This window comes from Clostridium vincentii (genome assembly GCF_002995745.1).
Taxonomy (GTDB): Bacteria; Bacillota; Clostridia; order Clostridiales; family Clostridiaceae; genus Clostridium; species Clostridium vincentii.
The window spans coordinates 45,288-71,310 of sequence record NZ_PVXQ01000012.1 but is presented as its reverse complement, the minus strand read 5'-3'; the positions used below and the strand labels follow the sequence as shown (position 1 = coordinate 71,310).

At 30.3% G+C, this 26,023-nt stretch carries 30 protein-coding genes; all 30 read right to left on the bottom strand.

The window, feature by feature from the left end:
* Window positions 1-21 precede the first annotated feature (21 nt).
* A complete protein-coding gene (locus CLVI_RS07375) occupies window positions 22-663 on the bottom strand; it encodes an acetyltransferase (RefSeq protein WP_106059477.1) in 642 nt (213 codons plus the stop codon).
* Window positions 664-678: 15 nt separating this feature from the next.
* Entirely contained in the window at window positions 679-1,683 is a 1,005-nt protein-coding gene (gene neuB / locus CLVI_RS07370) for an N-acetylneuraminate synthase (RefSeq protein WP_106059476.1), read from the bottom strand.
* A gap of 2 nt (window positions 1,684-1,685) precedes the next feature.
* Window positions 1,686-2,846, bottom strand: coding sequence for a UDP-N-acetylglucosamine 2-epimerase (neuC, locus tag CLVI_RS07365; RefSeq protein ID WP_242980608.1), 1,161 nt, complete (start codon window positions 2,844-2,846; stop codon window positions 1,686-1,688).
* Complete coding sequence (locus CLVI_RS07360; RefSeq protein ID WP_106059474.1) at window positions 2,830-3,531, bottom strand: acylneuraminate cytidylyltransferase family protein; 702 nt, start codon at window positions 3,529-3,531, stop codon at window positions 2,830-2,832. The genes neuC and CLVI_RS07360 overlap by 17 nt, the downstream gene beginning before the upstream one ends.
* Entirely contained in the window at window positions 3,521-4,603 is a 1,083-nt protein-coding gene (locus tag CLVI_RS07355; protein WP_106059473.1) for a nucleotidyltransferase family protein, read from the bottom strand. The genes CLVI_RS07360 and CLVI_RS07355 overlap by 11 nt, the downstream gene beginning before the upstream one ends.
* 31 nt (window positions 4,604-4,634) lie before the next feature.
* On the bottom strand, window positions 4,635-6,440 hold the full coding sequence (locus CLVI_RS07350; RefSeq protein ID WP_106059472.1) for a motility associated factor glycosyltransferase family protein: 1,806 nt from the start codon (window positions 6,438-6,440) through the stop codon (window positions 4,635-4,637).
* Window positions 6,437-6,697, bottom strand: a complete 261-nt coding sequence (locus CLVI_RS07345) for a hypothetical protein (protein ID WP_106059471.1) — start codon at window positions 6,695-6,697, stop codon at window positions 6,437-6,439. Before CLVI_RS07345 ends, CLVI_RS07350 begins: the two co-directional genes overlap by 4 nt.
* A 161-nt stretch (window positions 6,698-6,858) precedes the next feature.
* Entirely contained in the window at window positions 6,859-7,803 is a 945-nt protein-coding gene (gene hag / locus CLVI_RS07340; RefSeq protein WP_106059470.1) for a flagellin Hag, read from the bottom strand.
* A gap of 701 nt (window positions 7,804-8,504) precedes the next feature.
* Entirely contained in the window at window positions 8,505-8,831 is a 327-nt protein-coding gene (locus CLVI_RS07335; RefSeq protein ID WP_106059469.1) for a hypothetical protein, read from the bottom strand.
* Window positions 8,828-10,333, bottom strand: a complete 1,506-nt coding sequence (fliD, locus tag CLVI_RS07330; protein WP_106059468.1) for a flagellar filament capping protein FliD — start codon at window positions 10,331-10,333, stop codon at window positions 8,828-8,830. Before fliD ends, CLVI_RS07335 begins: the two co-directional genes overlap by 4 nt.
* An 18-nt stretch (window positions 10,334-10,351) precedes the next feature.
* Window positions 10,352-10,735, bottom strand: a complete 384-nt coding sequence (fliS, locus tag CLVI_RS07325; protein ID WP_106059467.1) for a flagellar export chaperone FliS — start codon at window positions 10,733-10,735, stop codon at window positions 10,352-10,354.
* A 10-nt stretch (window positions 10,736-10,745) separates the two neighbouring features.
* Window positions 10,746-11,024 carry a hypothetical protein gene (locus tag CLVI_RS07320; RefSeq protein ID WP_106059466.1) on the bottom strand — a complete coding sequence of 93 codons (279 nt, stop codon included), beginning with the start codon at window positions 11,022-11,024 and terminating at the stop codon, window positions 10,746-10,748.
* A gap of 5 nt (window positions 11,025-11,029) precedes the next feature.
* The gene (locus CLVI_RS07315) at window positions 11,030-11,386 is read right to left on the bottom strand and encodes a flagellar protein FlaG (RefSeq protein WP_242980606.1); all 357 of its coding nucleotides are present in this window, start codon (window positions 11,384-11,386) and stop codon (window positions 11,030-11,032) included.
* Window positions 11,387-11,398: 12 nt separating this feature from the next.
* The gene (gene csrA, locus CLVI_RS07310) at window positions 11,399-11,614 is read right to left on the bottom strand and encodes a carbon storage regulator CsrA (protein WP_106059465.1); all 216 of its coding nucleotides are present in this window, start codon (window positions 11,612-11,614) and stop codon (window positions 11,399-11,401) included.
* 6 nt (window positions 11,615-11,620) lie between these two features.
* A complete protein-coding gene (gene fliW / locus CLVI_RS07305) occupies window positions 11,621-11,998 on the bottom strand; it encodes a flagellar assembly protein FliW (RefSeq protein ID WP_106059464.1) in 378 nt (125 codons plus the stop codon).
* Between the two features lie 12 nt (window positions 11,999-12,010).
* Window positions 12,011-13,003 (bottom strand): flagellar hook-associated protein FlgL, encoded by a 993-nt coding sequence (gene flgL / locus CLVI_RS07300; RefSeq protein WP_106059463.1) that lies wholly within the window; start codon window positions 13,001-13,003, stop codon window positions 12,011-12,013.
* Between the two features lie 26 nt (window positions 13,004-13,029).
* Window positions 13,030-14,838: a flagellar hook-associated protein FlgK gene (gene flgK / locus CLVI_RS07295; protein WP_106059462.1), complete on the bottom strand. Its 1,809-nt coding sequence runs from the start codon at window positions 14,836-14,838 to the stop codon at window positions 13,030-13,032.
* 11 nt (window positions 14,839-14,849) lie between these two features.
* Window positions 14,850-15,260, bottom strand: a complete 411-nt coding sequence (locus CLVI_RS07290; protein ID WP_106059461.1) for a flagellar protein FlgN — start codon at window positions 15,258-15,260, stop codon at window positions 14,850-14,852.
* Window positions 15,257-15,541 (bottom strand): flagellar biosynthesis anti-sigma factor FlgM, encoded by a 285-nt coding sequence (flgM, locus tag CLVI_RS07285; RefSeq protein ID WP_106059460.1) that lies wholly within the window; start codon window positions 15,539-15,541, stop codon window positions 15,257-15,259. The genes CLVI_RS07290 and flgM overlap by 4 nt, the downstream gene beginning before the upstream one ends.
* A 120-nt stretch (window positions 15,542-15,661) precedes the next feature.
* A complete protein-coding gene (fliY, locus tag CLVI_RS07280) occupies window positions 15,662-16,789 on the bottom strand; it encodes a flagellar motor switch phosphatase FliY (RefSeq protein ID WP_106059459.1) in 1,128 nt (375 codons plus the stop codon).
* Complete coding sequence (gene fliM / locus CLVI_RS07275; protein WP_106059458.1) at window positions 16,782-17,774, bottom strand: flagellar motor switch protein FliM; 993 nt, start codon at window positions 17,772-17,774, stop codon at window positions 16,782-16,784. The genes fliY and fliM overlap by 8 nt, the downstream gene beginning before the upstream one ends.
* Before the next feature lie 21 nt (window positions 17,775-17,795).
* Window positions 17,796-18,191, bottom strand: a complete 396-nt coding sequence (locus CLVI_RS07270; RefSeq protein ID WP_106059457.1) for a chemotaxis protein CheW — start codon at window positions 18,189-18,191, stop codon at window positions 17,796-17,798.
* A 25-nt stretch (window positions 18,192-18,216) separates the two neighbouring features.
* Window positions 18,217-18,579 (bottom strand): response regulator, encoded by a 363-nt coding sequence (locus tag CLVI_RS07265; protein WP_106059456.1) that lies wholly within the window; start codon window positions 18,577-18,579, stop codon window positions 18,217-18,219.
* A 16-nt stretch (window positions 18,580-18,595) separates the two neighbouring features.
* Window positions 18,596-19,195 carry a chemotaxis protein CheC gene (locus CLVI_RS07260; protein WP_106059455.1) on the bottom strand — a complete coding sequence of 200 codons (600 nt, stop codon included), beginning with the start codon at window positions 19,193-19,195 and terminating at the stop codon, window positions 18,596-18,598.
* Window positions 19,196-19,216: 21 nt separating this feature from the next.
* On the bottom strand, window positions 19,217-21,220 hold the full coding sequence (locus tag CLVI_RS07255) for a chemotaxis protein CheA (protein WP_106059454.1): 2,004 nt from the start codon (window positions 21,218-21,220) through the stop codon (window positions 19,217-19,219).
* A gap of 12 nt (window positions 21,221-21,232) precedes the next feature.
* Complete coding sequence (locus tag CLVI_RS07250) at window positions 21,233-22,000, bottom strand: CheR family methyltransferase (RefSeq protein ID WP_106059453.1); 768 nt, start codon at window positions 21,998-22,000, stop codon at window positions 21,233-21,235.
* A 2-nt stretch (window positions 22,001-22,002) separates the two neighbouring features.
* Window positions 22,003-23,040, bottom strand: a complete 1,038-nt coding sequence (locus tag CLVI_RS07245) for a protein-glutamate methylesterase/protein-glutamine glutaminase (RefSeq protein WP_106059452.1) — start codon at window positions 23,038-23,040, stop codon at window positions 22,003-22,005.
* A gap of 13 nt (window positions 23,041-23,053) precedes the next feature.
* Complete coding sequence (locus tag CLVI_RS07240) at window positions 23,054-23,536, bottom strand: chemotaxis protein CheD (RefSeq protein ID WP_106059451.1); 483 nt, start codon at window positions 23,534-23,536, stop codon at window positions 23,054-23,056.
* A 15-nt stretch (window positions 23,537-23,551) separates the two neighbouring features.
* A complete protein-coding gene (locus tag CLVI_RS07235) occupies window positions 23,552-24,016 on the bottom strand; it encodes a chemotaxis protein CheW (protein WP_106059450.1) in 465 nt (154 codons plus the stop codon).
* A 14-nt stretch (window positions 24,017-24,030) separates the two neighbouring features.
* Window positions 24,031-25,980 carry a flagellar assembly protein A gene (locus CLVI_RS07230; RefSeq protein ID WP_106059449.1) on the bottom strand — a complete coding sequence of 650 codons (1,950 nt, stop codon included), beginning with the start codon at window positions 25,978-25,980 and terminating at the stop codon, window positions 24,031-24,033.
* Between the last annotated feature and the right edge of the window lie 43 nt (window positions 25,981-26,023).

The window sequence follows — 26,023 nt, the reverse complement described above, 5'->3', positions numbered from 1 at the left end:
TTCAATATATATTAACTATTCTTATTTGAATTTTATAGGTTTTGCTGGCATTCCTACTGCTGTACAATTATCAGGTATATCTGTTATTACAACAGCTCCAGCTCCAATAGTTACATTATGTCCAATGTTTTTCCCCTGTATGATTGCTGACTTTGTTCCTATACTAGAAGCAGCACCAATGTTTACACCACCTGAAATACTCACTGATGGAAATACTGTAACATAATCATTAATATTAACATCATGACCTGTTGTACAGGATAAATTAAATATAACATGCTTACCTACTTTTATATTAGTAGTAAATATATTATTAGCACAAATTATACAACCTTCTTCAAATGTTACATAATCAGATTTTAATACATTAGGGTGAATTATAGTTGCAAATTTAAAACCATATACTTGTAATTCTTCAATAACTTTTTTCCTTAATATTGAATCTCCAATTGCACAAACCACATAAATCTTTTGCTTATAATCTAATAGTTCGATTATATTTGTATAAACTTTATATCCGAGTAACTTCTTTTCTTCCACATTCCATTTTTCATCAAAATATCCCATAAATTCCCATTGTGAACTAGATTTATTTATTTCGTCTATTAGCCATTTTACTTCTCTAGCAAAACCACCTGCACCAATTATTAATATTGTTTTCATTATAATCTCCCAATTTTAAATATCATCCCATACAATTACTTGATCTTTTTTTATATCTTTCTTAATTTTTCTACCTAAAATAATACTAAAAAACTCAGGATAAATTCCTGTTCCAGGTCTTTTATATTCTATATCATTTTCAGTTATAATATCTCCAGTCTTTAGGTCTCTTCTTGCTACAATACTCCTTCTTACATTATTCATTATAGAAATTTCACTAACAGTCGGTCTTTTTATACCGTTCCCAATCAAAATTTCTGTGTTTCGTATACTTTTAATATAGTTTTTAAACTCCTCAACATTTAATGACGCTCTATGATCCGGACCCTCCATTTTGCTGTCTAAAGTAAAATGTTTTTCAATAATAGTAGCCCCCAACGTTGTAGCTATGATGGCTGCTTCAACGCCAATAGTATGATCAGAGTATCCCACATTTCTTTTGAAAGCATCCTTTAAAGTTACCATTGCTCTTATATTCGCTTCTTTATAATCTGTTGGATAATTAGTTGTAGCATGTAATAATGTAATATCACAGTTTCCATTCGAATCAATTACATTAAGTGCCTTCTCAACTTCGCCTAAATTACTCATACCTGTGGACAAAATGATCGGTATTCCTTTTTTTGAAACATATTCTATTAATTTTAGATTTGTGACTTCCCCTGAACCTAATTTTATTGCTTTTACGCCTATATCCACAAGGAAATCCACACTATCATTATCAGCTGCCGTAGATAAGAAAACTATCTCTTTATTATCACAATATATTTTCAATTCTTTAAATTCACTTTGAGATAACTCTAACTTTTTTAACATTTCGAATTGTGTTTCTTTTATTCTTGTATTTTCAGATTGATATTTTGCTTGCTTAGCATATACACTAGCAATCTTTTCGGTTATAAAAGTTTGAAATTTAATAGCATCTACTCCCATTTTTGCAGCTTCATCTATCATTTTTTTTGCTATGTCTATGCTACCATTATGATTAACACCTGCTTCAGCTACAATAAAAACTGACATATTTACCTCCACACTAATTTTTTTCTTAATAATTTATCATTAATCTTAACATCCTTTAATATTTTAACTATTTTTTTGCTACAATCACCATCACCATATAAACTAATGGCATTAATAGCCTCTTTTTGGAATTCATTCGATAATGCTAAATTTATACATTCAATTATCTCTTCACTTTTATAGTTGCATTGAATTATATTATCTGCAAACAACCTACCTTTTTGTCTATCTCCAATGTTTACAACAGGTATTTTGAGATATGGTGCCTCAGTTATTGCGCTAGACGAATTACCTACAACAACTCCGCATAGCTTCATAACGCTTAAATATTTTACAATTCCTAAACTCTTAGTCACAAAAACATTTTTATTATTTTTTGCAAAATCATTTATCTTCATAATAATATATTCATTGCCTAAATCATTATTGGGATACGTTATTATAGTCTTCTTATTTATGAATTTTAATGCATCAATAAGGTTATCAATTTGTTTTACATTTGCACTTATATCAAAAGTTGTTGGATGCATAGTTACTAGTAATGTAGTTTTATCAATTTTAAATTTTATTATTTCCTCAAATTGTTCTGCTGACAAATATTCGATATTTTTTACATTTTCTATACCTAGTGCACCTACATTAAATACTCTCCACTCTTCTTCTCCCATATTTATAACATTGTTTAAAAATTCATTACAGGACACAAAATGAATATGTGCCAATTTAGTTACTGCATGCCTAATCTGTTCATCAATAACTCCTTCAGTAATCTCTCCACCAGCAATATGGACAATTGGTATATTCATAACCGTCGCTATTGATGCTACAGATAATATCTCATATCTATCACCAATTATAATTAATAAATCAGGTCTTATCCTTTCAAAAGTTTGAGAAAGACAAATCATCAAACTTCCCATAGAAATTCCAGCGGATTCACTACTATCTGCATCTATATGCATTGGAATGCTTTGAACTACTTCTAGCCCAGTATCTTTTATTTCATCAATAGTATAACCATACAAATGTGAAAGGTGTGTTCCTGTAACGATAAGTTGAAGTTGAAGTTCATCATCATCAGTGATTTTTTTTAAAACATTTAACAATAACCCAAATTCTGCTCTTGTTGATGTAACCACAGCAATTTTACGCATTATTATCATTCCTTTCTCGAATTAATACTTCTGCAAATTTGAAATCTAATAATGTGTCTATATCAACGGAATGTTCCTGACTCATAATATATGCAACAGTATTATCAGTGAATAATTTTTTTTCACTCATCAAAATATGAGTTTTCATTAAATAAATGGATCCATTAACCTTATATGTAGTAGGAAGTTCCTGTCTTCTCTTTATTTTTTCTCCATTTATCAATAAAAACTTAAGTTTCTCTTGTTCTATTACAGTTGTCCAATAAGGATTATCTTGTGATTCACAAACAGATATAATTGAATCTGAATCTGTTTCAATAACCCTTTCTATAGTTTTATTTATATCTTCAGCATTTCTTAAAGGTGATGTACATTGTAGTAAACAAATGTAATCAAATTTTTCTTTTAACTCATTTATATTATATAATATGGTATCCATGGTAGTTGAATCATCTTGTGCTAACTCTATAGGCCTTAAAAATGGGCATTCCGCACCATAAGACTTACTAATGTTAGCAATTTCTTCATTATCAGTAGATACTATAACTCTATCAATATATTTACTTTTCAATGCTTCCTCTATAGTGTAAGAAATTAAGGGTTTACCATTCAAAAGCTTAATATTCTTTCTTGGTATCCCCTTAGAACCACCTCTAGCTGGAATTATAGCGAGAATGCTTTTATTATTTATCATTATTTCCACCTTCTTTATCTAAGCAGAGTAAATCATAAATATCTTCATTTACTTTATGATAGTCTTCTATTTTACCTATGTCCATCCAATATTCTTTTATTTCATAACTACCTACTTTTTTACCTTGCTTTATACATTTATTTATTAATTCGGTTATTTCGTAGTATTCATCCTCAGGAATATAGTCAATAATATCTGGATTTATACAATAGATACCACCATTTATCAAATATTCTTTAGTAGGTTTTTCTTCAATTCCATTAATAATACTCTCTTCTGAATCTATTACCCCATAAGGAATCTGAAAAGTATGTTTTCTAACACCTACAGTCAAATCGAATTTGTTATTGACATGAAAATCCATCATGTTATCTACATTTAAATTAGTAAATATATCACCATTGATTACAAAAAAAGGTTTATCTATATACTCACTAGCTAGCTTAATACCTCCACCAGTACCAAGCCTTTTTGTTTCTTTTACATAATCAATTTTAACACCATAAGCGTACCCTGATTGGAAATAATTTTCTATAATTTCCGCTTTATAGTTAACAGAAAGTAATATTTTATTATATCCATATTGTTTATAATTATTTATTATGTGTTGAAGAATCGGATCTCGTCCTACCTTTAACATTGGTTTTGGTACTTCTTCTGTAAGTTCTTTAAGCCTTGTCCCTAGTCCCCCTGCCATTATTATCACAAAATTTTCCTTTCCCTCTGGAAGGAGTAAATCATTTATATCTAATATTTTCTCAACTTTTCCATCTTTATTTAAAATCGGAATTTGTTTTACAGCCTTTTTAATAAATATATCCTTTATTTCTTCCCTACTCATATTATTATAGGCTACTACAGGATTATAATGAATAAATTCTTCTAAGCTTTCTTCTAGCTTAAATCCTTTTAACAAAGCTCTTCTTATATCCCCATCAGTTATAGTTCCAATCAGCTTATTACCTTCATCGATAACTAATACAATTCCCTTAGCTCCATTATTAATTATCTCTAGTGCAGCTTTTATAGTACAGTTCTTTTTAATTAATAATTGTTCAATATTTTTATTCATTAATCATCATTCCTTAAGATATTAATATATTTTATTCTTGTAATAGATTTAATATAAAACTTAGATACTCTTTTACTACTATTGTTTGGCCTAATAGCGCCCTTATATTCTTTTCTAATAATATTTTTTCATCCTTACCATTATAGGCATAGTTCATAAATATAGTTTTAATTTTATTAAATATCATAGGTTTTACTGCTTTTTTATAAAAGCTACTATTTTCTAATTCGCTTTCTATAGTTTTAATATATTTAAGCTCTATATTCAATTTGCCTATTCCTAATCCTTTTTCGTAGTATTTGTTTAACTTTTTTAATTTTTTAAGTCTATAATCATTAATCTTAATCGAATCTTTTAATTCATTAATCAAAGTTGAATTTACAACTTCTAACTTTTCAATATTATTATCCTCATTCTCTTCACCAAATACTTTATTTAATACATGATCAATATTAAATTCATTAGTTACAGCATCTTTCATCGCCTGAAGAAAAGTTTTATTTACAGTTCCTTCTATATTCAAACCTTTTTCTGTAGCATTAACAAATGTAATCCCACTATTGCTTTTAATTTTATGTTCTAACATATCTCTCATACCTAAAAACTTATTATCTGTATAAACCGTTTCACCAATTACGTTAATTGTCTTTATATATTCAATTCCATTAAAATCCACATATTCATTTTCTTGTATCCATGTGCCCTTTGCATGAATGTTCCCATCTGTATAACATAAGTCTTGACCTATAAATATTACTTTACTAAATCCAAGTTTAATAACAACATCTAACGCAACATTTGCTACAGAAAATCCACATTCAAAAATATAATTATCATCATGAATCTTAGATTGAATGTACTGACTTATATAGTCAGTATTTAAAACCATTCTCAATTTATTTCCCTTGTATTCATTTAGAATATTGTAGTTTAACATATCCGAAAAAATCAGTACAGATGCTTCTGTATCTATATTTTTGAATATATTTCTTTCATTATCACTACCATCAAAGGCTAACCGAAAATGTGGAATTATACCATTACTATCTAGTATTTTAATAGCAGAACCAAGCGCTATAATTACAGCCTTATTCTTTACTTGTTTTAAATATTGTATATTATAATTTAAAGATGGACCTGCTGAAACTAATATAACTGGTATATCTTTGAATTCACCTGAAAGATTTCCAAGAAAAGGGGCACAATGTTTATTGTTTTTTATTATATTTTCAGCCCAATTAAAAAGAAAAAAATCATTGGTAGCCATATTTATTACGAAATTTTTTATATTACTTGTAATTCTATTGTTTATATGTACAAAATATTCCGGATATAAGCTTCTATACGATATATTATATGTTAATTCAACTTTTTGCGTAAGATTTTCTTTTAGACAATTCCATAATATTTTAGTAGCTTCTTCTTTTGTCTTATTTATTATAAAGGTAATAGTACCAATTTTGTTACTTAATTCAGATACATCAACATAATTAAGCATAACTTTAAAAATATTTAAATCAGGTTCTATTATAGTTATATTTCTTAAATTTTCAAACTTATCACAAATATAATTTATACATTTACCAACGCCAAATCCAAAAATAACTATTTTCTCTACATCTTTATCTATAGAAGAAAACATACTACAATTTTCGCTTTCAGTATTATATGTACTATGCACAAAGCACTTCTTCCCTTCATTCTCTACACATAAATTCAATGAATCGTTTATAATATTAATCTTTGAATCATATCTTGACTTTTCAAGCATTAAACACTCATATATGCTATGTATATTTTGTCTGAAAAATTCTAAGTTCTTTTCATATATATTCATGATTTTTCCTCCTGCTCTAGAAAAGGCCTTAATTCATATTTTAAAATATCACTATATAATAGATAATCCTTGTTGCCTAAAGCAATATTCATTAACGTGATTATACTCATAAATTTGTTTGTTTTTGGCTGACTTAAGTTACTGCTGATTAAAATTAAATCTTCAATAAGTTTTGAAACCTTGTTCATAGCAATTTTTATATCAAAATCAAAAATTAAATTTCGAATTTCTTCAATGGAATTTATAGCATCCTTCATATTATCCTACCTTTATATTTTACTTAATCATATAATTATCGTACGAAAATTAATATTCTTTAGGACTTTTTATTTATTGAACTTTTAAAACATATTTTTCCACAAAAAAAGAACCAAAGAATTTAATCTCCAGTTCTTTTTTGTTTTTATAAATTCTTCAATTATCTTAATAATGTAAGAACTTGTTGTGGTTGTTGGTTAGCTTGTGCAAGCATAGCTTGAGCAGCTTGATTAAGAATATTATTCTTTGAGAATGTAGACATTTCTTTTGCCATGTCCACGTCTCTAATTCTTGATTCAGCTGTTGTTAAGTTTTCGCTTGATGTACCTAAATTAGCTATTGTGTGGTCTAATCTATTTGAATAAGCACCAAGTTTAGCTCTTTCTGCTGATACTGATGCTGTAGCTGCATCAAGAACTTTAATCGCAGCTGTAGCTTTTGTTGAATCAGATATATCAAGTGCTGTTTCACCAGCTGTTGAAACATCTGACAAACTATCACCTCCACTGGCAACGAAAGAAGCGCCAGAAACTGCTGTAGCACCTCCTGCTGTTCCTGCTATTCCTAAAGCAGAAGAACGCATATCGCTAATGTTAGCAGTAAATTGTTGGTCTTGATTTGCACCAATTTGGAACGTAAATGCTGATGATGCTGATGTTCCTGATGCCGCTGATGTTACAACTCCTGATTTACCATCAAGTAATGATTGAGTATTAAACTCAGTATGATTACCAATTCTGCTTACTTCTGAAGTTAACTGATTCATTTCTTTTTGTATTTGTGTTCTATCTTCAGTTGTATTAGTATCATTAGCACCTTGCACTGCAAGTTCTCTCATTCTTTGAAGAATTGAAGTAGTTTCGTTTAACGCACCTTCAGCAGTTCCAATCATGGAAATACCGTCTTGAGCATTAGCTGAAGCTTGATCTAATCCTCTGATTTGTCCTCTCATCTTTTCTGATATAGCAAGACCTGCTGCATCGTCCCCAGCTTTGTTAATTCTAAGACCTGATGAAAGTTTTTCCATTGATTTGCTAGCATTACTTGCGTTAATACCCATGTTTCTGTTAGCGTTCATTGCACCTAAATTGTGGTTTATAATCATAATAATTTCCTCCTTGATTTTTAAAGTGAACTTCCTTGTCCACTATCTATAGTTAAGCTCTTTGAGCCTACTAGCTTTTTAATTGAGAATTATCTTAACTTTCATATTCTCTGTACACTATTATATTCGGTTTGATATTTGAGAACTTTATACCTAATTTGAAATATTTTTCAAGTATTTTTCTTTCAACCAAACTGTTGATTCTAAATAACTTTAAGTATAAATCCCAATTCAGAAAAGCCAATTCCTTAACTCTCCATTCTCAATCTTCAACTCTCAACTATTCATCCTCTACACTACTATATTCGTTTCGATATTCGAGAACTTTATACCTATTTTAAAATATTTTTCAAGTATTTTTCTTCCAACCAAACTGTTGATTCTACATAACTTTAAGTATAAATTTCAAGCTACAAAAGCCAATTCCTCAACTCTCCACTCTCAATCTTCAACTCTCAACTATTCATCCTCTACACTATTATATTCGTTTCGATATTTCAGAACTTTATACCTAATTCAAAATATTTTCTCAAGTATTTTTCTTCCAACTAAACTGTTGATTTCAAATAAACTCAAGCCTAAATATCAAAATAAAAAGTCACTCTCCCAACTCTCTACTCTCAATTTTCAACTCTCAACTGTTTGCATGTGCTCTTTACAATATCCTATTCGTTTCAATATTTCAAACCTCTATACATATTCTAAACTTTCCTAGCAAACAAACTCCCTTGTGTATCATTAGAAGAATAACTAGTGTAAGCAGCTTTTCTATTTTGAGCATCTTTTATTTTCTCTTTAAGCTTTAACATATTACCTTTAATGGTAGACTCAAAGATTTTGTCTAACTCTTCTAATTCTAAAGCCTTATAACACTCCAATTTTTCATCAGACGTATACTTTAACCCATCTAATTCCTTTAGGATCATTTCTCTTTTTTCCATCAATTCATCCACATCTTTATCGACCTCTAAAAATGATATAATTTTTTTTGTTGTTTCACCATAGCTTCTTAAGATTTCATTTATCATGACGAAGTTCCTAACATTGATGCTAAGCTGGACTGTTGAGTATTAAAATTATTCATCAGAACCTCAAGTTTAGCATATTTGGAATAAAAAGCTTGCTCTCTAGTAGCTAAAGCTGTTTCCATCTCAGTTATCTTTGATTTATAATCCGATATACTTTTAGATAAAGAACTTTGGGTAAAAGATGCTGTTCCCATTATTCCAGCCTTATTTATAAGAGGAGAATTTGTTGATGATACAAATTCATTATTTAAAATGTCCTTCATTCTATATAGAATTCCTGTTTGGCTGAATTTTTCTGAATCACTTAATGTGTCAGATTCAGGTACTTGAATAAATAATTTCATAATCTCCTGTGGATTCGCCTCTAATGCTGTTGTTAATTTACTATCATCAATAGTAAATGTTCCATTTTTAGGAGTTTGATAATCTTCTACAGGAGTAATTCCTATCTTCTCTAGAATTGAACTTATCCCACTTACGGAACTTGCCATAGAACTTTTCAAACTATTTACTATTCTACTTAAATCACTATCTCTTGTTAATTGACCTTTTTCAACCTTTGCATTCCATAGCGTAATCTCATCCTCGGACATAGCTTCTTTCTGCTCAGTTGTTAAAGGTGTATAACTTCTATCATGGGTATCCATAACTAGTGTATTTAACTTTTCTATATAGGTGTTATAATCATTAACAAAATTCACCAATTTATCCTTAGTTTCTGTAACATCAATTTTCCCACTAACAGTTGTTGTTCCTACAGCATTAAGTGAAAATTGTACCCCATCTAAAGTTATAGTATTACTTGCAGATACCGGTTCACCAGTGCCATCATAAGTAACGGTCCCTTTAGAGCTTGTAACTGCAGCTTGTAGATTTGTTCCAACATCAGACTTAGAGAAAGCAACTCCACCAATTGTTCCAGTAAAACTATTTTCTGCTGTTCCTATAAGCGCACCCGTTGTAGCTGATTCTATAAGAATACCTGCAGTAAAATCAGAAGTACTAGCCTTTAAGCCTATTGTACTTAACGCGGTATTAATAACTTTAGCTCTTTCCGGTTCTGTCTTACCCGTCATATCAGCTGTAGGAATAGTGACAGTTTTTCCATTGTAAGTAACCATAATAGGCTGATCTCCACTTAATTCAGCGGCTGAAAACGACTTTTTTGCAGCTGATGCAAGGCTACTTACTGTGACCTCATAATTATCTTTAACAGCACTTGATGTACCTGTAGCTGTAGCTACAGATGCATCAGTAGACTCAAAGCTAACAGAAGAATAACTTTTAGTATTTAACAAGCTATCACCCTTAGCTATATCAAAATATTTATTATAAAAATCCTTTCCGCTAGTAATAACATCTCTATATAATTTTTGTTTAATTTCTAGTACTTCTTGTTTTTGTTTTGCTGTATCTACTTTCATTGTATATTTAAGCATAGAACTTTTTACAATAGCATCAACATCTAGCCCTGTCGCAAGTCCTGTAATTCTGGTAGTCATAATAACATTCCTCCTTTTTTATTGTCCTGAAGCTTTATTTTTCCCTTGAGCCTCATACCATATATCTCTTATATCTTGAATTAAAGGTATTGTTTCTTGCAATATTTTTATATCCTTTTTCATATTCGTCTCAATTAATTTTTCATTTATAAATCTATAAACTCTAAATATTTGCTTTGCCCACTCTCCTGCATCTGTATCTAATGTCACCATAAGTTCTGTAAATATATCTTGAGTTTTCACCAAATTTTCATGAGTTTTCTTTACATCATTTTCCTGCAGGGCTAATTCAGCTCTTTTTGCAAATCTTACTGCTCCATCTAATAACATTAAAAGCAACTGATCTTTAGATGCATAATTAACGCTATTATTTTTGTATATACTGTATCCATTGGAATTCATATGCCGCCTCCTATTTCATCTTATCTATAAATATGCCTGTAGAAGTCTCTTTAAATTCTTCATGCCTAATTTCCGCTTCAACTTCTATATTCTTTTTATTACTTTTTATTCCATTGATGGTGAAAAACTTTTTCTTTTTATCTTTATCGTCATTTTTTGTTTCGACAAAAGGTTTTTTCATCTTATTATCAATATCTAGTTGAATTTTTTTACTAACAATATCATCTTTAACTTCGGCCCTTAAGTTTTCTCTTATTTCTACATGGACTCTATTTAGTTGTATAGTCATATTCTTTATGCCCTCTTATCGAATACTATTCCGACAAGTTCGCACATTTTAGCCACCATATCAAGGATCTTTCTAGGTGGCACTTCCATTATCACTTCTTTAGTTTTATCATCTATTATTTTAATTAAAATGATATTAAACTTATCATGAACAGAATATTCAGCATGAGTACTTTCATCCTTTAAAAAGTTGTTTAGTTTATTTACTGCCTTTTGCAAATCTTTCTCAGTATACGGTTCTTCTTGTTTGTAGTAGTTTTTAACATCTTTTGTAACTTCCATGTTATTTTGAGGTAATGATATTTCATAACCCCCAGTATTTAGGTTATTTTGCCTTCCTTGACCAGTAACCTTTATTTCCACTTATCCTTCCTCCTATTTTTTTAATACTTTTAATAAACTTAAATCAAATTTTGCTGAATTTCTATTTTCATTTTCTACCTCTTTATATAGTTCTTTTCGAAGTATTAACATCTCTTTAGGTGCCTCTATTCCTATTTTTACATTACCATCAGCTACCTTAGTTATAGTAATTTCAATATCATCACCTATTAAAAAGGACTCTCCTTCTTTTCTCGTAATAATTAACATTTATCTTCACCCCTTATACATAGGATGCTTTATTTTGTAAATTTCATTATTTAAAATTATTTGTTCTCCTAAGGATTTCTTAACATTTATAATAATTGGAGCCCTTAGGTTTGTTGTAATCTTACTTACATCAGAATTCACATTAATAGTTGTAAAAATCAAAACATCTTCCTGTGAGGATATTTGCAGATGTTCTAGAGTTTCTTTTGGAATTTTAGCTTCATATCCTAAATCCATTTCAAAAGGTGAACCAACAACTAATCCAATTTCTTTATCCTCAACGGATTTTAACATTTTATAAGGTTCTAATCCTTCTAGATCTACTAAATCAAATTCCTTATATTCTTGTAATCCAAGTATTCCTTTATTAAAAGTAATTTTCATAATAACACCCCTTTATAAATAATCTAGCAAAGTTGCTGGTAATATCTTAGCACTTACTTGTAATGCTGCCGTGTATGTTGTTTGAGCCATGCTATATTCTATACTTTTTTCTGTAAAATCAATATCTTCAGTTTTAGATAATATTTCTGTCATATTATAGCTTTCGTCCTCATTTTTTTCTAGAGCAGATTCCATTCTATTTTGTTTTGCTCCTATCTCTGACCTTTTTGTCAATAAATTAGAGATAACACTATCTAGACTTTCTAAATTCTCATTACAGACTTTGCTTCTATCTGATTCATTAGTTGTAATTAAGTTTGTTTGAATTTGAGAAAGTAACTCCATAACATTCACATTATTACCCTCTGAATCATTAAAGGACAAAATATCTAAAGCATTAACATTGTAATTCATTTTAACCCCTTGAGATACTTCAACACTTAAATCAGCTCCAATATTATTTAGCTGATTAATTACACTTGGATCAGCACTGTTAATATCTAACTTGCCTCCATCTTTATCTACGAAAGTAATGTCATTACTCCCAGTAACGGCATTAGTAGTTATATCTACTGGCTTTGATGAAGATTTTGTCCCACCAAAGATATATTTCCCATCGAAATTTGTATTTAAAACCTGACCTAGCTCAGATACTCTCTCTTTTATTTCATCAAAGATTGCTTTACTTTCATTACTACCATAGGCTGCATTTCCTGATGAAACCATAAGTTCTCTAACTCTTTGCAGTACATTTGTTGCTTGATATACTGCTTGATCCGTTGAGTCTAATGTATTTGTAGCATCCTTTATATTATCGTTATATTGCTTATTAGCATTAATATCTGTAGTCAGCTGCATACTCCTAGCAACCTTAAACGGATTATCAGAGGGCCTACTCATAACTTTGCCTGTAGCCATTTGCTCATTTATTTTATCTAGACTTTTTAAGTTACTATTCATATCTCTTAAATAGTTATTCGACATCATTTTATTTGTTATTCTCATAATTTCACTTCCTCTACTTTAATTTTTTATCTCTTTAACCCATTTATAACAACATCTAGAAGTTCATCAATGGTTGATATAATCTTTGCATTTGCAGAATAGGCATGTTGGAACTGTATAAGGTTCGCCATTTCTTCATCTAATGATACTCCTGATACAGATTCTCTGTTATTTTCAAGTTGTCCTACTAAAGTTTCCTGATTTTCAGAAATTCTAGATGCTTCTTGAGCTTGTATTCCAAGTTTATCAATTTGATCCATGTAATATGAATCTAATTGCATACCACTTGTATCACTTGCTATGTCCATACCATGATTACTCAGAGTTGTGCCACCCTTTGAGGTATTAAACATATCCGACCTAGATAATATTGTTACTCCAAATGATTGTACTTTTAATTGAGTATCCCTTAATTGTGCTATGGCTAACGCTCTAGCTCCATCGCCTTCTCCGTCAACTTCGTTTTCTGAAGTATATCCATAATCACTATCATGAGTTTTTGTCTTTATCTTCATTACATCTTCTAGAATTTCCTTACTAATAGTTATATTCTTAGCACTTATTCCAGATTCTCCATTTAAGGTTTCTAATACATTTATTAAATTATTATTAGAGTCATATTGAGCAATATCACTATTAACAAAGAAAGGGACATTATCTATCTCTGGGTCTCCCCCTGTATTTATTGGATTAGCTAATCCACTATGAATAGCATTTACTGAAAATGCAATTGACATTGCTAGCTTGTCTAATTGATCATTATAATTTTCTATATCTGCCTGAACTGAAATATTCCCCGAGATTTCCCCACTCTTTGGAGTAAATACCATTAATTCCGATGCTAATATAATATCATTATCCTTGATTGGATATCCATCAGCTTTAGTTACTTGTCCACTCTCATCTGCCCATAAGACTCTGGTTTCACTGATTTTTTGGATTTCTTCAGCACTTAACCCTGTAACTCTAATTATTTGCTTGTTTTTTTCATTACTCATATCTCCTAACTTGTAATACGTAATTACTTGTGTATTAAGAGAATTAGGGTCTTCCTCAATAGAACTAATATATGAAAATCTGGCTACATCAGTATTTGGAGATGATGATACAAGATTTGCACTCTTCATCCCTCCTGCATCAGTGGCCTTTACATCTGCTCCTTGAAATACTGCACTTTCTACTTTTATACCGAACTTATAACTTAATTCATCTAGAAGCTTGTCTCTGTTGTCCATAAGGTCATTCGGAGTTTGTCCCGCTGTTTCTACACTCATAATTTCCTTATTAAGTGAATTTATTTGGTCTAGCATACTATTAACATCTGTAACATTTGCCTTAAGTAGCATCTGTGCATTACTCTTTAACTCATCTAGCTTTGTAGCTGCATGATTAAGGGCATCTGTTAAAGCTAAAGTTTGTTGTGCAACAACTGTTCTTGCATTTGAATTTTGAGATTGCTTAGAAAGTTCTTGAAATCCATCAAAGAATTTTCCCATAAGACTTGATATTCCTGTATCTGAAGGTTCATTAAATATATTCTCAACTTGATATAACATATCATTTCGTACATCCGCTTGTCCTTGTGCGCTTGATTCTCCTCTGACCTGATAGTCTAAGAATGAGTCTCTTACCCTTTCTATAGCTTGAACCTGAGATCCAGTTCCAACTTGGCCTACTGTTGCGTTAGCAGGTCTTGAAGTTATTATTTCAGCTCGTTGCCTAGAATAGCCTTCAGTATTTACGTTAGCTACATTATGAGATGTTACATCTATTGTAGTTTGGGCTGTATTTAATCCACTTCTTCCTATATTAAATGTAGAAAATAATCCTGACATCTTTTTTCCTCCTATTTAGATAAATTTCCATAAGAATTATACGTCTTTATTTCTCTTCTTGGATTAATTATGTTTAATATCTGAGCATTAAATCCAATCTGTTGTCTTATTAATAGCTCATTAGTGTCCTTTTGCATTCTTACTACTTCAATTAGCTTTTTTATATCTTTATATTCAGAATTTAAGTGTGGATTATTGCTATTCTCTACAATATCTTTCATACTTTTCGGTCCAACTATTTTTCTACGACTAACTTCATGCTCTGCAATATCTTTATTGCAAAGCTTTATTTTTCCTACTATATCCTCGAGTTCAAATAATTGTTTTTTCATAATTAACATATACTGCTCTTCTAGTAAAGATAATAAATTCTGCAAACTTTCTTTTTCCAAACTTAAAGTACCTGTTAAATTATTTATCATTTGATTTTAGTCTCCTTAATATAATTTATCATACTCTTAGCTGTTAACTTTGCATCTACATTATAATTTCCACTTTCCACCTTATTCTTAAGCTCTGCAATCTTAGAAGGATCATTAATACTTAAACCTTCTAGAGAAAAATCTGTTAAGCTTTTACCCAGACTAGAAATTTCTATCCTGTCTGTTGACTGTTTTATAACTTCCTTAGAAACCACCTTATTATTAGCATTTTTATTATATACATTAATTATATTATGAGATCCAATCCCTTTAACATCCATTTTTATCGTCCTCCAGTACTTACTCTATTCTTATTATCGGATATATTTTTTTGTAGTTTAGTGTTATTTGAAAATTTCCACAAAAAAAAGCGTAGAAACCTACGCTTTTTTTGAAATAATCTATTTAAGAGATTTAATTCTCTCCACATTACTTATTATATTAGTTATTCTAACACCAAAATTTTCATCAACTACTACAACTTCACCATATGCTATTTTCTTACCATTAACTAAAATTTCAACTGGTTCTTCAGCTAATTTTTCAAGTTCTATTAAAGATCCAGTTCCAAGACTTAATATTTCTTTAATACTTTTTTTTGTTCTACCTAGCACAACTGATATATCTAATGGAACATCTAATATTAAATCAATATTTTTAGGAGATCCTGAAAATCTACTCTCCTTTAATGGTTCAAAACTAGCTTCATGAACTTCCACTTGCGGAGCTGGTCTTTCTACAATAGGTTTGTTCTGAACTTGTGGTGACGGTGTTTCATAGATGGGTTCTGGAGTTTGTTCTATGGTTTTTGGTTGTTCCACAACTGGTGGTTTAACCTCTGGTTCTTCATTTCCCATCATAATAGAGACGATCTTTTTAGCCGTAGGGAGAGGTAAAATTTGCATTATGCTACTATCAACTAAATCACCAATAGTCATATTAAAATTAACTCTTACTATCTTTTCATCACCGGCGATTTCAGAAGACAACTCCTCTTCATTCGTTTTCCATATTTTAGCCACAGGAGGAGAAATATTCACCTCTCTAGAAAACATAGTTGCCATAGAAGTGGCTGCTGAACCTATCATTTGATTCATAGCTTCTTGAACAGCACTTATTTCCATTTCTGACAACTCATGAGTTTCAGGTTTTCCGTCCCCACCCATCATAAGATTAGCAATAACTGCAGCATCTTCAGTTTTTATGATTAATATATTTCTTCCTACAATTCCACTTGTATATTTAACATCTAATACAATTGTTGGGGCTATAAAGCTATCTTTTATTTCATTTAAAGTAGTTGAAGTAACTACTGGGGTAGTTATATTAACTTTTTGACTTATAAGCTGATAAAGAGCAGTAGATGCAGATCCCATAGATATATTTCCTATTTCTCCAAGTAAATCTTTTTCTATATCAGATAATACTTCTTCCTTACTGCTATCCTTTGCATCAACTTCTGATTGCTTATTATCTCCACCACCTAGTAGTGAATCAATCTCTTCTTGAGATAAAAAGCCGTTACTCATAGTCATTCACATCCTTATCTATTATGTCTAGTATTGCTACTCCCATATTTTTGCCTAAAATACCAGGTTTAGCATAGTAGCACTCCTGATCCTCAATATAAACTTTAATAGGACTTGTAAATTTATTATCTAGCTTTATTATATCTCCGCTAGTTAATTTCAAGAAATCATCAACACTTATATGAGTCTCTCCTAGCTCTGCTGAAATCCCTATTTTAACAGGGTTAAGTCCAACCTCCAATTTATGCTTGGATTCTTCCATTAAATCTCCATTTTCATTGTGGAACCAGTATTGTACTACTAACTTATCTAATACTTTTTCAAGTGATAAATAAGGAATGCATAAATTAATAAATGTATTACTTTTACCCATTTCCACAGAAAATGTTATTAAGGCTACAGGCTCATTAGGTGCTAAGGTTTGATTTATTGCGGGATTTGTTTCAATTCCGTCAACCTCTGGTTCTACATCTAATATATCTTCCCAGGCAAGTTTCAAATTCGCAAGTATTCCTGTAGTTACATTTAACATTATGTTTTTATCTATTTCTGAGAACTCACTACTAGTTGTTTTCCTTTCTCCTGTTCCCCCTAAAAGGATGTCAAGAACTTGAAATGAAAACTGATCATTAGTCTCAAGCTGTATTGTACCTGTTAATGGTGGCATTTTAAATAATGTCATTATTGTAGGATTTTGTACTGAGTGAATAAATTCTTCATAAGTTATCTGTTCTACAGTTTGTATTTTAACCTTTACATTAACCCTTATCTGGGATGTAAGATAGTTCGAAATAATTCTGGCAAAGTTATCATGAATTAACTCAAGAGTCCTTATATGATCCTTAGAGAATTTTTGTGGACTCTTAAAATCATAGAGCTTAATCTTATGTTTTTCCTCTTCCTGAATCTGATCAGGTTCTATATCTCCTGTCGATAAGGCAGATAACAATGCATCTATTTCATTTTGGGATAGAACATCTGCCATACTTTTCCCTCACTTTATTTTTTAATTTAAAAGTTTATCAATATCAATAATAGTTAATAACATATTATCATAATTTAATATACCTTTGATATATGGGCTTGTTTCTTCATTATCCATTTTTTGTATGAGATTTTCATCAATTACTAGTACTTCTTCAACTTCATCTACAGTTATTCCAATTTCTTCATCTTCAACAGTTAATATTATTATATTTTGTTGTTCCCCTGTTGAATTTGCATTTAATAATAAATTAATATCCACTAATGATTTAATATTACCTCTTAAGTTAATTAATCCTTTTATATAACTTGGAGCATTAGGGACTATTGTTATTTCCATCATATCATTTATACTTTGAACTTTTTCAGTTTCTACTGCAAAATGTTCTTCACCTAGGTTAAATACTACTATTTGCATTTAACTCGCCTCCTATACATTAGAATTATGCATTAACAACTTTATTTATTGCTTCAAGAACTCTATCTGCTTGGAAAGGCTTTACAATAAAGTCTCTAGCTCCAGCCTTAATTGCATCCATAACCATGGATTGTTGCCCCATTGCAGAACACATTATTATTTTTGCTGAAGGATCAAATGCCTTAATTGCCTTAACAGCTTCTATTCCATCCATATCTGGCATTGTAATATCCATCGTTACCACATCCGGTCTTTCCTTTTTATACATTTCTACAGCGATTATTCCATTACTAGCCTCGCCCACTACTTCGAAATTATTTTTTTGAAGAATATCTTTTATCATCATTCTCATAAAAGCTGCATCATCAACTATTAATACTTTAGCCATTGTTCATACCTCCAATTTAATTAACACCTATAGTTTTTAGTATTTTCTCTATGGAACCTGGTACAGGTATGTAGTAAAAATGTGCTCCTACATTACCGTTGTTTTCATCTAAGAAAACTGTTTCTATATCAAGTATGTATTCATCGTATTGCCCAGATTCTACAAATGTTGTTGCTAAAATTGCACTTAGCATATCAACTGCAACTGCAGGTACTGATGCTACAACCCTTAATCCTGTAAATTGTGCTATAGCATTCATATAAGATCCAGAAAGAATGTTTCCTATCTCACACAAAACTGAATCTCCAAGTTCTGAAAATTCTTCTTCCCTTGTTCCTGTTAACATCTCGATTATATTTTTTGCAATATCTTTTTCAAAAATGATTAATATACTACCTGAAAAATCGCCAAGGACTCGTACAACTATACCCGCTACTTCTTCTTCTCCACCACTATTAATTAATGTGGCAAATTCAATCATATTAACAGAAGGCACAGCCATATCTATTTTTTTCCCTAGCAAAATAGATAAGGATGTAGCTGCATTCCCAGCACCAATATTAGATACTTCTTGCAGCGCATCTAACTGCATATCCGACAACTTGTTCTCTTCCATACTATACCTCCCATTATTATATTATACTAACGCTCCTACATCAAGTATTAATGTTACTAAACCATTCCCTAATATCGTAGCCCCTATATATTCCTTTAAAGACTTCAATGTTTTGCCTAGTGGTTTTATAACAATTTCTTGTTGTCCTAGTAGAGAATCTACTAATAATCCAACTGTTTTACTTCCTACATTAACAATTATTACGAATTTCTTTTCTGACTCTTGAGCTTCTATAGAAAGCATCTCATTTAATCTTAGTAATGGAATAACATTCTCCCTATAGATAATAACTTCTCTTCCATTAGTTCTTTTAATGTTTTCTTCTTTATAATCTATTACTCTATCTATAAATCCAAGAGAAATAGCTAAGGTTTCTTTTCCTACATTAACCAATAAAGCTTGTATAATTTGAAGCGTTAAAGGTAATTGTATTACAAAGGTAGATCCTTTTCCTTCTTCACTTGTTAATTCTACAGTTCCACCTAAAGCAGATATTTTTGTTTTAACAACATCCATTCCTACGCCTCTGCCTGAAATATCTGTAACTACTTCATTTGTACTAAACCCTTGAGCAAATATTAAGTTTTTAATATCATTATCACTTAAGCCGTCAGTGGATATTCCCATTTTTTCTGCCTTAGCTTTTACCCTTGCTAAATTGATTCCAGCTCCATCATCACTTACTTTTATTAAAGCCTTTGTTCCTTCTTGATATGCTACAAGCTTAACTGTTCCAACAGGTGTTTTTCCTTGAGCAATTCTTACCTCTTGAGGTTCTACCCCATGATCTGCAGCATTTCTTAATAGATGTATTAAAGGCTCCCCTATTTCATCTATTACTGTTCTATCAAGTTCAGTATGAGCTCCCTCAATAACAAAGTTTATTTCTTTGTTTAATTCAACAGATATATCCCTGATCATTCTTGGGAATCTATTAAAGACAGTGTCAAGAGGTAACATTCTTATTTTCATAACTAAATCTTGTAGATCTGTTGTTGTTCTACCTACTTGTTCAAGAGTTTCTGATAATTCTGGAGATTTAAAATTCAAAACAATTTGTTCTAATCTAGTTCTATATATAACAAGCTCTGATACCATATTCATAAGTTTATCTATTCTTTCAAGATCAACCCTTACAGATTGGTGAGCTTTTTTATGACTTTCCTTTTTAACTACTGGTTTTGTCTCTTTAATCTTTTCTTCAATATCCTTAGGCTCAACTATTTTAAGTGCTTCTACCTTTTGTTCAGGAATTTCATCTTCAACTACTATTGTTTCAACTTCTACACCTCTAACCTCTGAAATATTTTCAACTAATGATTTTATTTGACTCTCTGAATTTTCAGTAAGTAATAAGAATGATAATTCAAAATCGAATTCTTCATTTTCTATATCCTCAGTAGCGGGCATTGATTTAACAATTTCACCAGCTTCTTCAAGATCCTTAACTATTAAAAATGCTCTAGCAGATTTTAATAAAGTATTTTGACTTAGAGTTATCCTTATATTAATAGCATTATATCCCTTTTCATTAGCTTGCAATATAACTGATTTATCATATTGATTTAGTTCTATAACTTTCGTATCTTTACTCGTACTCGTTTCTACCTTATTGACCTTTTCCACTTTTATTTCCGTCTTTTCATCTACCGCTACTATTTCATGAAGGGCTTTCATTATTTCACCTATTTCAATTTTTTCATCTGAACCAGATTCAACATTTGTAACCATTTTTTCTAGAGTATCTAGACAATCAAATAAAACTGTTACAACCTGCTGAGTTACTTTTAATTCACCTTCTCTGAATTTAGCCAAAACATCTTCCATTGTATGTGTTAATTCTGCAATATCGCTAAATCCCATAGTAGCAGCCATTCCTTTAATTGTATGTGCAACTCTAAATATTTGATTTAACTTATCTACATCATTCGGATCTTGCTCTAAATCCAAAAGTGATTCATTTAATGTTTGTAAATTCTCCATAGATTCTTCTAAAAACATATTCATATATTGTGATGTATCCATTAAAATTCCTCCTTACAATTTTCTATAAATAAAGGTAGACGCTTTTTCGAAGCCATATTCTTTATAATTATAAATGCTTTCTGTTGCACCAACGAATAGTAATCCACCCTTTTTCAAAGATTCGCTAAACTTTTTATAAATTTCATTTTTTATATCATTGTTAAAATATATAACAACATTTCTACATAAAATTAGGTCAAAGTCTTTTTCATAACTTCCAAGAATCAAATCATGTTTCTTGAATGTAACCATAGATTTAATATTACTATTTATATAAAACTTACCATCTTTTTCAGTAAAATACTCAGCCAAATTATCTGCACTAACATTTTTCATTTCAAGCTTTCCGTATTCACCACTTTTGGCTCTAGTAAGTATTGTATTATCAATATCTGTAGCTATTATATTGTGTTTCCTGGTTTTATTTAATTTATTTAAAATAATTCCTAGAGTATAAGGTTCACACCCTATGGAACATGCGGCGCTCCATATTTTTAACTGATTCCCTTTAATTAATAACTCCCTTTTTAAAATGTCCTCAAGATCACCATAAAGTTCTGGATTTCTAAAAAATTCAGTTACATTAATGGTTATAAAATCTAAAAACTTTTGCCTTTGCATCTCATCCTTTTTGATAAGAACTGTGTATTCCTCTAAAGTTTTAACCCCTATTCTTCCCATTAAACTATTTATTCTTCTATTTAATTGCTCTGGTTTATAAGCTAAAAGATTAATACCTAGTTCTTTGTGTATCCATTTGTGAAAGTCATTAAATTCCATACTTATCTCCCTTTTACTATACTGTTAATTTTGCCAGGAATATCTGGTAGTGGAAGTACTATATCTACCTTTCCCGTCTCATATGCAACCTTGGGCATTCCATATATTGTGCATGTTGATTCATCTTCCGATATAGTTATCCCCCCAGCATCTTTAACTAATACCGTACCAGCTGATCCATCTTTACCCATTCCTGTTAAGATAACCGAAAGTAGATTTCCACCATAAACTTTTACAGCTGATTCAAAAAGTTTATCAACAGCAGGTCTAACTCCCCATATAGAAGGTTCTTCATTGTTTTTTATTCTATCTCCACTTCCAACAGTCATATGACATCCACCTGGAGCTATATATATAGTATTTTTTTCTATTAACATGTTATCTTCAGCCTCAACAGTCTTTAATTTACATATTCCATTAAGCCTGTCAGCAAAGGCTTTTGTAAAACCTTTAGGCATATGTTGGACTACAAAAACTGGAACTCCAATATCTCCATCAATTTTTGTAAGTACAGCTTGCAATGCCCTAGGTCCACCAGTGGATGCTCCTATTATTATTGCCTTTATTTGGCTAGTTCTTTTTTTTATAACAGGATCTATTCTCTTTGGAATTATAACCGTATTATTAGAATTTTTTCTACTTTTTCCAATTTCAGATATTCTTTGAATTAATGTATCTTTAAATTCATTACTGCTTAATAATAAACTACCTGATGGTTTCTCAACAAAATCCATAGCCCCCAGTTCTAAGCATTCTAGTGTATGCACTGAATTTTGAGATGTTAAACTACTTAACATTATCACTGGGTATTTCATTCCTAGTTCTTTTAACGCCTTTAAAGTCTCTAATCCATTTAATACCGGCATCTCTATGTCTAAAGTTATTATATCCGGATTATATCTATCAACTTGTTCTAATAAATCTTTTCCATTTCTAAATTTTGCAACTACTTCCATTTCATTATTTGTATTTATACAATCTGTAACTATTTTCCTCATAAACGCTGAATCATCAACTACTGCTACTTTTATTTTTGTCACCTATATCAACCCCCTATAATGTGATGATATCTTTCCCAACTGTTTTCAACGTTACTACTCCATCACTGGAATCTACAATCATCGTTCTACCTTTATTTCCACCTGTATTCTCCGCTAAAATAGGTATTGAGGCTTTCGCTAAAGCAACTTTAACTGACTCAGCATTTCTCTTTCCTATATCGCTTATAATACTTTTATCAGAAAAGTTAAACATAGATGCGCCGCCAGCAATCTTTGCAATTAGATTTCTTTTTCTACATCCATTTTCTTCCATCATCTTAATAAGAAGAGGGATTGCTAAATCTGCAAATTTCAATGGTTGAGTGACTTTTCTAAACTGAGTACTATCAGGCAACATTATATGAGCCAATCCTGCTGTTTGGGTTATTCTATCATATAGAGATATTCCAATGCACGAACCAAGCCCTATGGTCATAATCTTACCTGGTGGCATGACTAAGTTTAGATCTGCAATACCAACTTTTACTTCCACCATATTTCTCTTTTCCCCCTAAAAAATTAAATCTTCTTCATCTTCTGATAATATTTCTTTCATATCTAAAAGAATTACTATTCTATTATCTAGTTTAATTAAACCTTTCATATATCTTCTAGATACAGTAGTAGTTATAGGTGGTGCTTCTTCAAACAAATCACTACTAACATCTGATACTTCATAAACTGTATCAACAATTATTCCGAATTTCTTTTCATCCTTTTTAATAACTATTATTTTTGTGGTCTCATCTTCATTTATTGCTTGTCCCTTATCTGTGGGGAAATTAAACTTTTTCTCAAGGTTTATTATAGGTAAAATATTATTTTCGTAGTTAAGTACACCGTCTATAAAGTTTGGAGCATCTGGCATTTCAGTTGCATGAACATATCCTAATATTCTTTCTACATCGCAAATATCAGTAGCATAATGTTCTCCATTTAAACTAAAGATTAGTATTTTCATGTTTTTTGTTTCCATATATATATATCCTCCTAGAGTACAAATTTATCTACTACAATATCGCCTTTTTCATTAATATATGCCCTTATATCTTTAGATGCTATTTCTAATAAATACTGTCTTTCCTCAAAGATAAAAACACTATTTTGGTATGCTATATCTGCTGTAATAACTCCACTCTTTAGAACTTTTAAAAAAGTTGTAACACCAGCTATACTACCAACAATTTTTGCTTTTATATCCTTTCCAGCACTTAAACATCCACCTCTTGCTATAGCTCCTGATGTTTCAAATTCTATATTCCCACCTGCAGATAAATTAGAAGTATATTGACCTTTGCCTGTAATAAATATATTCCCAGTAGCTTTTGCTGTTGTATCTTGACAATAATTCAAATATAAATCAACTGGAATCATAAGTTTACTTGCCAATGGTTCTATTTCTATATCTATATACTTTATTAATTCGTATACTTCACTAGAATACTTTATACTTAAAGGCCCAGATCCGATAAATTTTGTCCTTAAAATTTTCTTAAGCTTAGTTCCATTCTCCAATGTAGATTCATTATTCACTAAAATCATCATAGATTCTTTCTGTATATCTTTGAATTTAGTTTCAAGTAAAACTTTTATTATTTCCCCAACAGATCTATCTGCCCCCAATAAGTTTCGTTTGCTTATATCTTCATAGGAGCTCATCAAATCTTCTAGATTTTTCTTAAACTCTATCAATTCATTTAAATATAATTGAACGGAAAGATTATTAGACCCTACTAATATATTAGCATTTAAACAATTGCCCTTAATATGTACTTCTCCCTGGGCTATTATCTTAGCATTTTCTACATTTCCACTTACATCTATTATATTTCCTGCCTCAACCCTCATCCCATCTTTTACACTACCAGTAATTTTTACATCGCCAATAAAAGAGATATTCCCACTTTTAATATCTACATCATGAGCTGCCTCAAATATTTTATTCACATAAAATATTCCATTTTTAACTGTAGGCCGACCTTCTGTGGTTGCTATAACTTTATTTCCATCTATTATACATCCTTCTTTAGTCTGTATCTTTAGATTTTTTTTATTTTTCTTTTTAATTTCCGTTCCAAAAACATCTATTCCATTGATACCTATTTTACCTCTAATTATCTCTCCTAATATATCATCTTTACTTACATTAGCTATAGAATACACATTTCTGTAATCTATTTTTTCATTTGAATCTTGTTTTACGTTTCTTTTTGTATTTTCAAATTTTATATCTATTATGTCATCTTCGTCATTTATAGATAAAATTCCTTTTGCAATAATTTCATTAACCACTTCTCTTTGGGTACATACTCCATCAAGAGCATCCTCTAAAAATCCAAAAACTACTCCTTTTTCCTTTAGCGCCAGCTTTATTTCATTTTTTGTATACAAAGGTGGAAATTCTCCTGAGGTCTTCTTTTGTACTAGCTTTAATCTACTTGCTACTTTTGTACAACTAATACCTATTATTTCTTCTGGTCTATAATTCAATGATACTTTAACTTCCATTCTATTATTACTTATAGCTATATTAAATTCTCTTATTCCACTTATATTTTCACATTGAAATCTAATATTATCCTTTGATGTTACTTCTTGTAAATTAGGCCTCTCCTCATCGTTTACAAAGACTTTTATATCTTTTTCAAATTCTAATTTTAAAGAATCGTCTGTATGTAAAATAATACGATTTTCTTCTATAGTAAAATCTTTTTCTTCTACTTTATTTATAAATTCTTCTTCTTTTATAACTTCTTTTTCATTTATATTTTTTTCTGTATTTAAATCTATAGTATGGATAATAATTTCACATTTTTTTCTCAAAAATCCTTTTTCTTCTTTAATTATTTCATAATTAATTTGTTCTCTCGATATAGCTAAATCCTTTTCAGCTTGTTCTAAACATTCTTCCAAACTTTTACCCAAATATGTATAATCCATAATCAACCCTCTCCTACAAATCTCTTTAAATAATTATATCATA

Bases quoted from the DNA above. Each gene is read 5' to 3' on its own strand.
- fliY (WP_106059459.1), bottom strand. From the start codon at position 16,789: ATGAGTAACGGCTTTTTATCTCAAGAAGAGATTGATTCACTACTAGGT.
- CLVI_RS07335 (WP_106059469.1), bottom strand. From the start codon at position 8,831: ATGATAAATGAAATCTTAAGAAGCTATGGTGAAACAACAAAAAAAATT.
- fliS (WP_106059467.1), bottom strand. From the start codon at position 10,735: ATGAATTCCAATGGATACAGTATATACAAAAATAATAGCGTTAATTAT.
- CLVI_RS07345 (WP_106059471.1), bottom strand. From the start codon at position 6,697: ATGAAGGATGCTATAAATTCCATTGAAGAAATTCGAAATTTAATTTTT.
- CLVI_RS07230 (WP_106059449.1), bottom strand. From the start codon at position 25,980: ATGGATTATACATATTTGGGTAAAAGTTTGGAAGAATGTTTAGAACAA.
- hag (WP_106059470.1), bottom strand. From the start codon at position 7,803: ATGATTATAAACCACAATTTAGGTGCAATGAACGCTAACAGAAACATG.
- CLVI_RS07255 (WP_106059454.1), bottom strand. From the start codon at position 21,220: ATGGATACATCACAATATATGAATATGTTTTTAGAAGAATCTATGGAG.
- neuB (WP_106059476.1), bottom strand. From the start codon at position 1,683: ATGTCAGTTTTTATTGTAGCTGAAGCAGGTGTTAATCATAATGGTAGC.
- CLVI_RS07290 (WP_106059461.1), bottom strand. From the start codon at position 15,260: ATGATAAATAATTTAACAGGTACTTTAAGTTTGGAAAAAGAAAGTTTG.
- CLVI_RS07355 (WP_106059473.1), bottom strand. From the start codon at position 4,603: ATGAATAAAAATATTGAACAATTATTAATTAAAAAGAACTGTACTATA.
- neuC (WP_242980608.1), bottom strand. From the start codon at position 2,846: ATGATAATAATGCGTAAAATTGCTGTGGTTACATCAACAAGAGCAGAA.
- flgL (WP_106059463.1), bottom strand. From the start codon at position 13,003: ATGAGAATAACAAATAAAATGATGTCGAATAACTATTTAAGAGATATG.
- flgK (WP_106059462.1), bottom strand. From the start codon at position 14,838: ATGTCAGGATTATTTTCTACATTTAATATAGGAAGAAGTGGATTAAAT.
- CLVI_RS07265 (WP_106059456.1), bottom strand. From the start codon at position 18,579: ATGGCTAAAGTATTAATAGTTGATGATGCAGCTTTTATGAGAATGATG.
- CLVI_RS07360 (WP_106059474.1), bottom strand. From the start codon at position 3,531: ATGATAAATAATAAAAGCATTCTCGCTATAATTCCAGCTAGAGGTGGT.
- CLVI_RS07240 (WP_106059451.1), bottom strand. From the start codon at position 23,536: ATGGTGGAAGTAAAAGTTGGTATTGCAGATCTAAACTTAGTCATGCCA.
- flgM (WP_106059460.1), bottom strand. From the start codon at position 15,541: ATGGATGTTAAAGGGATTGGATCTCATAATATAATTAATGTATATAAT.
- CLVI_RS07350 (WP_106059472.1), bottom strand. From the start codon at position 6,440: ATGAATATATATGAAAAGAACTTAGAATTTTTCAGACAAAATATACAT.
- CLVI_RS07270 (WP_106059457.1), bottom strand. From the start codon at position 18,191: ATGCAAATAGTAGTATTTAACCTAGGTGAAGAACATTTTGCAGTAGAA.
- fliM (WP_106059458.1), bottom strand. From the start codon at position 17,774: ATGGCAGATGTTCTATCCCAAAATGAAATAGATGCATTGTTATCTGCC.
- fliD (WP_106059468.1), bottom strand. From the start codon at position 10,333: ATGACTACCAGAATTACAGGACTTGCGACAGGGCTAGATGTTGATGCT.
- csrA (WP_106059465.1), bottom strand. From the start codon at position 11,614: ATGTTAATTATTACGAGAAAAGAAGGAGAGTCCTTTTTAATAGGTGAT.
- CLVI_RS07375 (WP_106059477.1), bottom strand. From the start codon at position 663: ATGAAAACAATATTAATAATTGGTGCAGGTGGTTTTGCTAGAGAAGTA.
- CLVI_RS07320 (WP_106059466.1), bottom strand. From the start codon at position 11,024: ATGACTATACAACTAAATAGAGTCCATGTAGAAATAAGAGAAAACTTA.
- CLVI_RS07235 (WP_106059450.1), bottom strand. From the start codon at position 24,016: ATGGAAACAAAAAACATGAAAATACTAATCTTTAGTTTAAATGGAGAA.
- fliW (WP_106059464.1), bottom strand. From the start codon at position 11,998: ATGAAAATTACTTTTAATAAAGGAATACTTGGATTACAAGAATATAAG.
- CLVI_RS07260 (WP_106059455.1), bottom strand. From the start codon at position 19,195: ATGGAAGAGAACAAGTTGTCGGATATGCAGTTAGATGCGCTGCAAGAA.
- CLVI_RS07250 (WP_106059453.1), bottom strand. From the start codon at position 22,000: ATGGAATTTAATGACTTTCACAAATGGATACACAAAGAACTAGGTATT.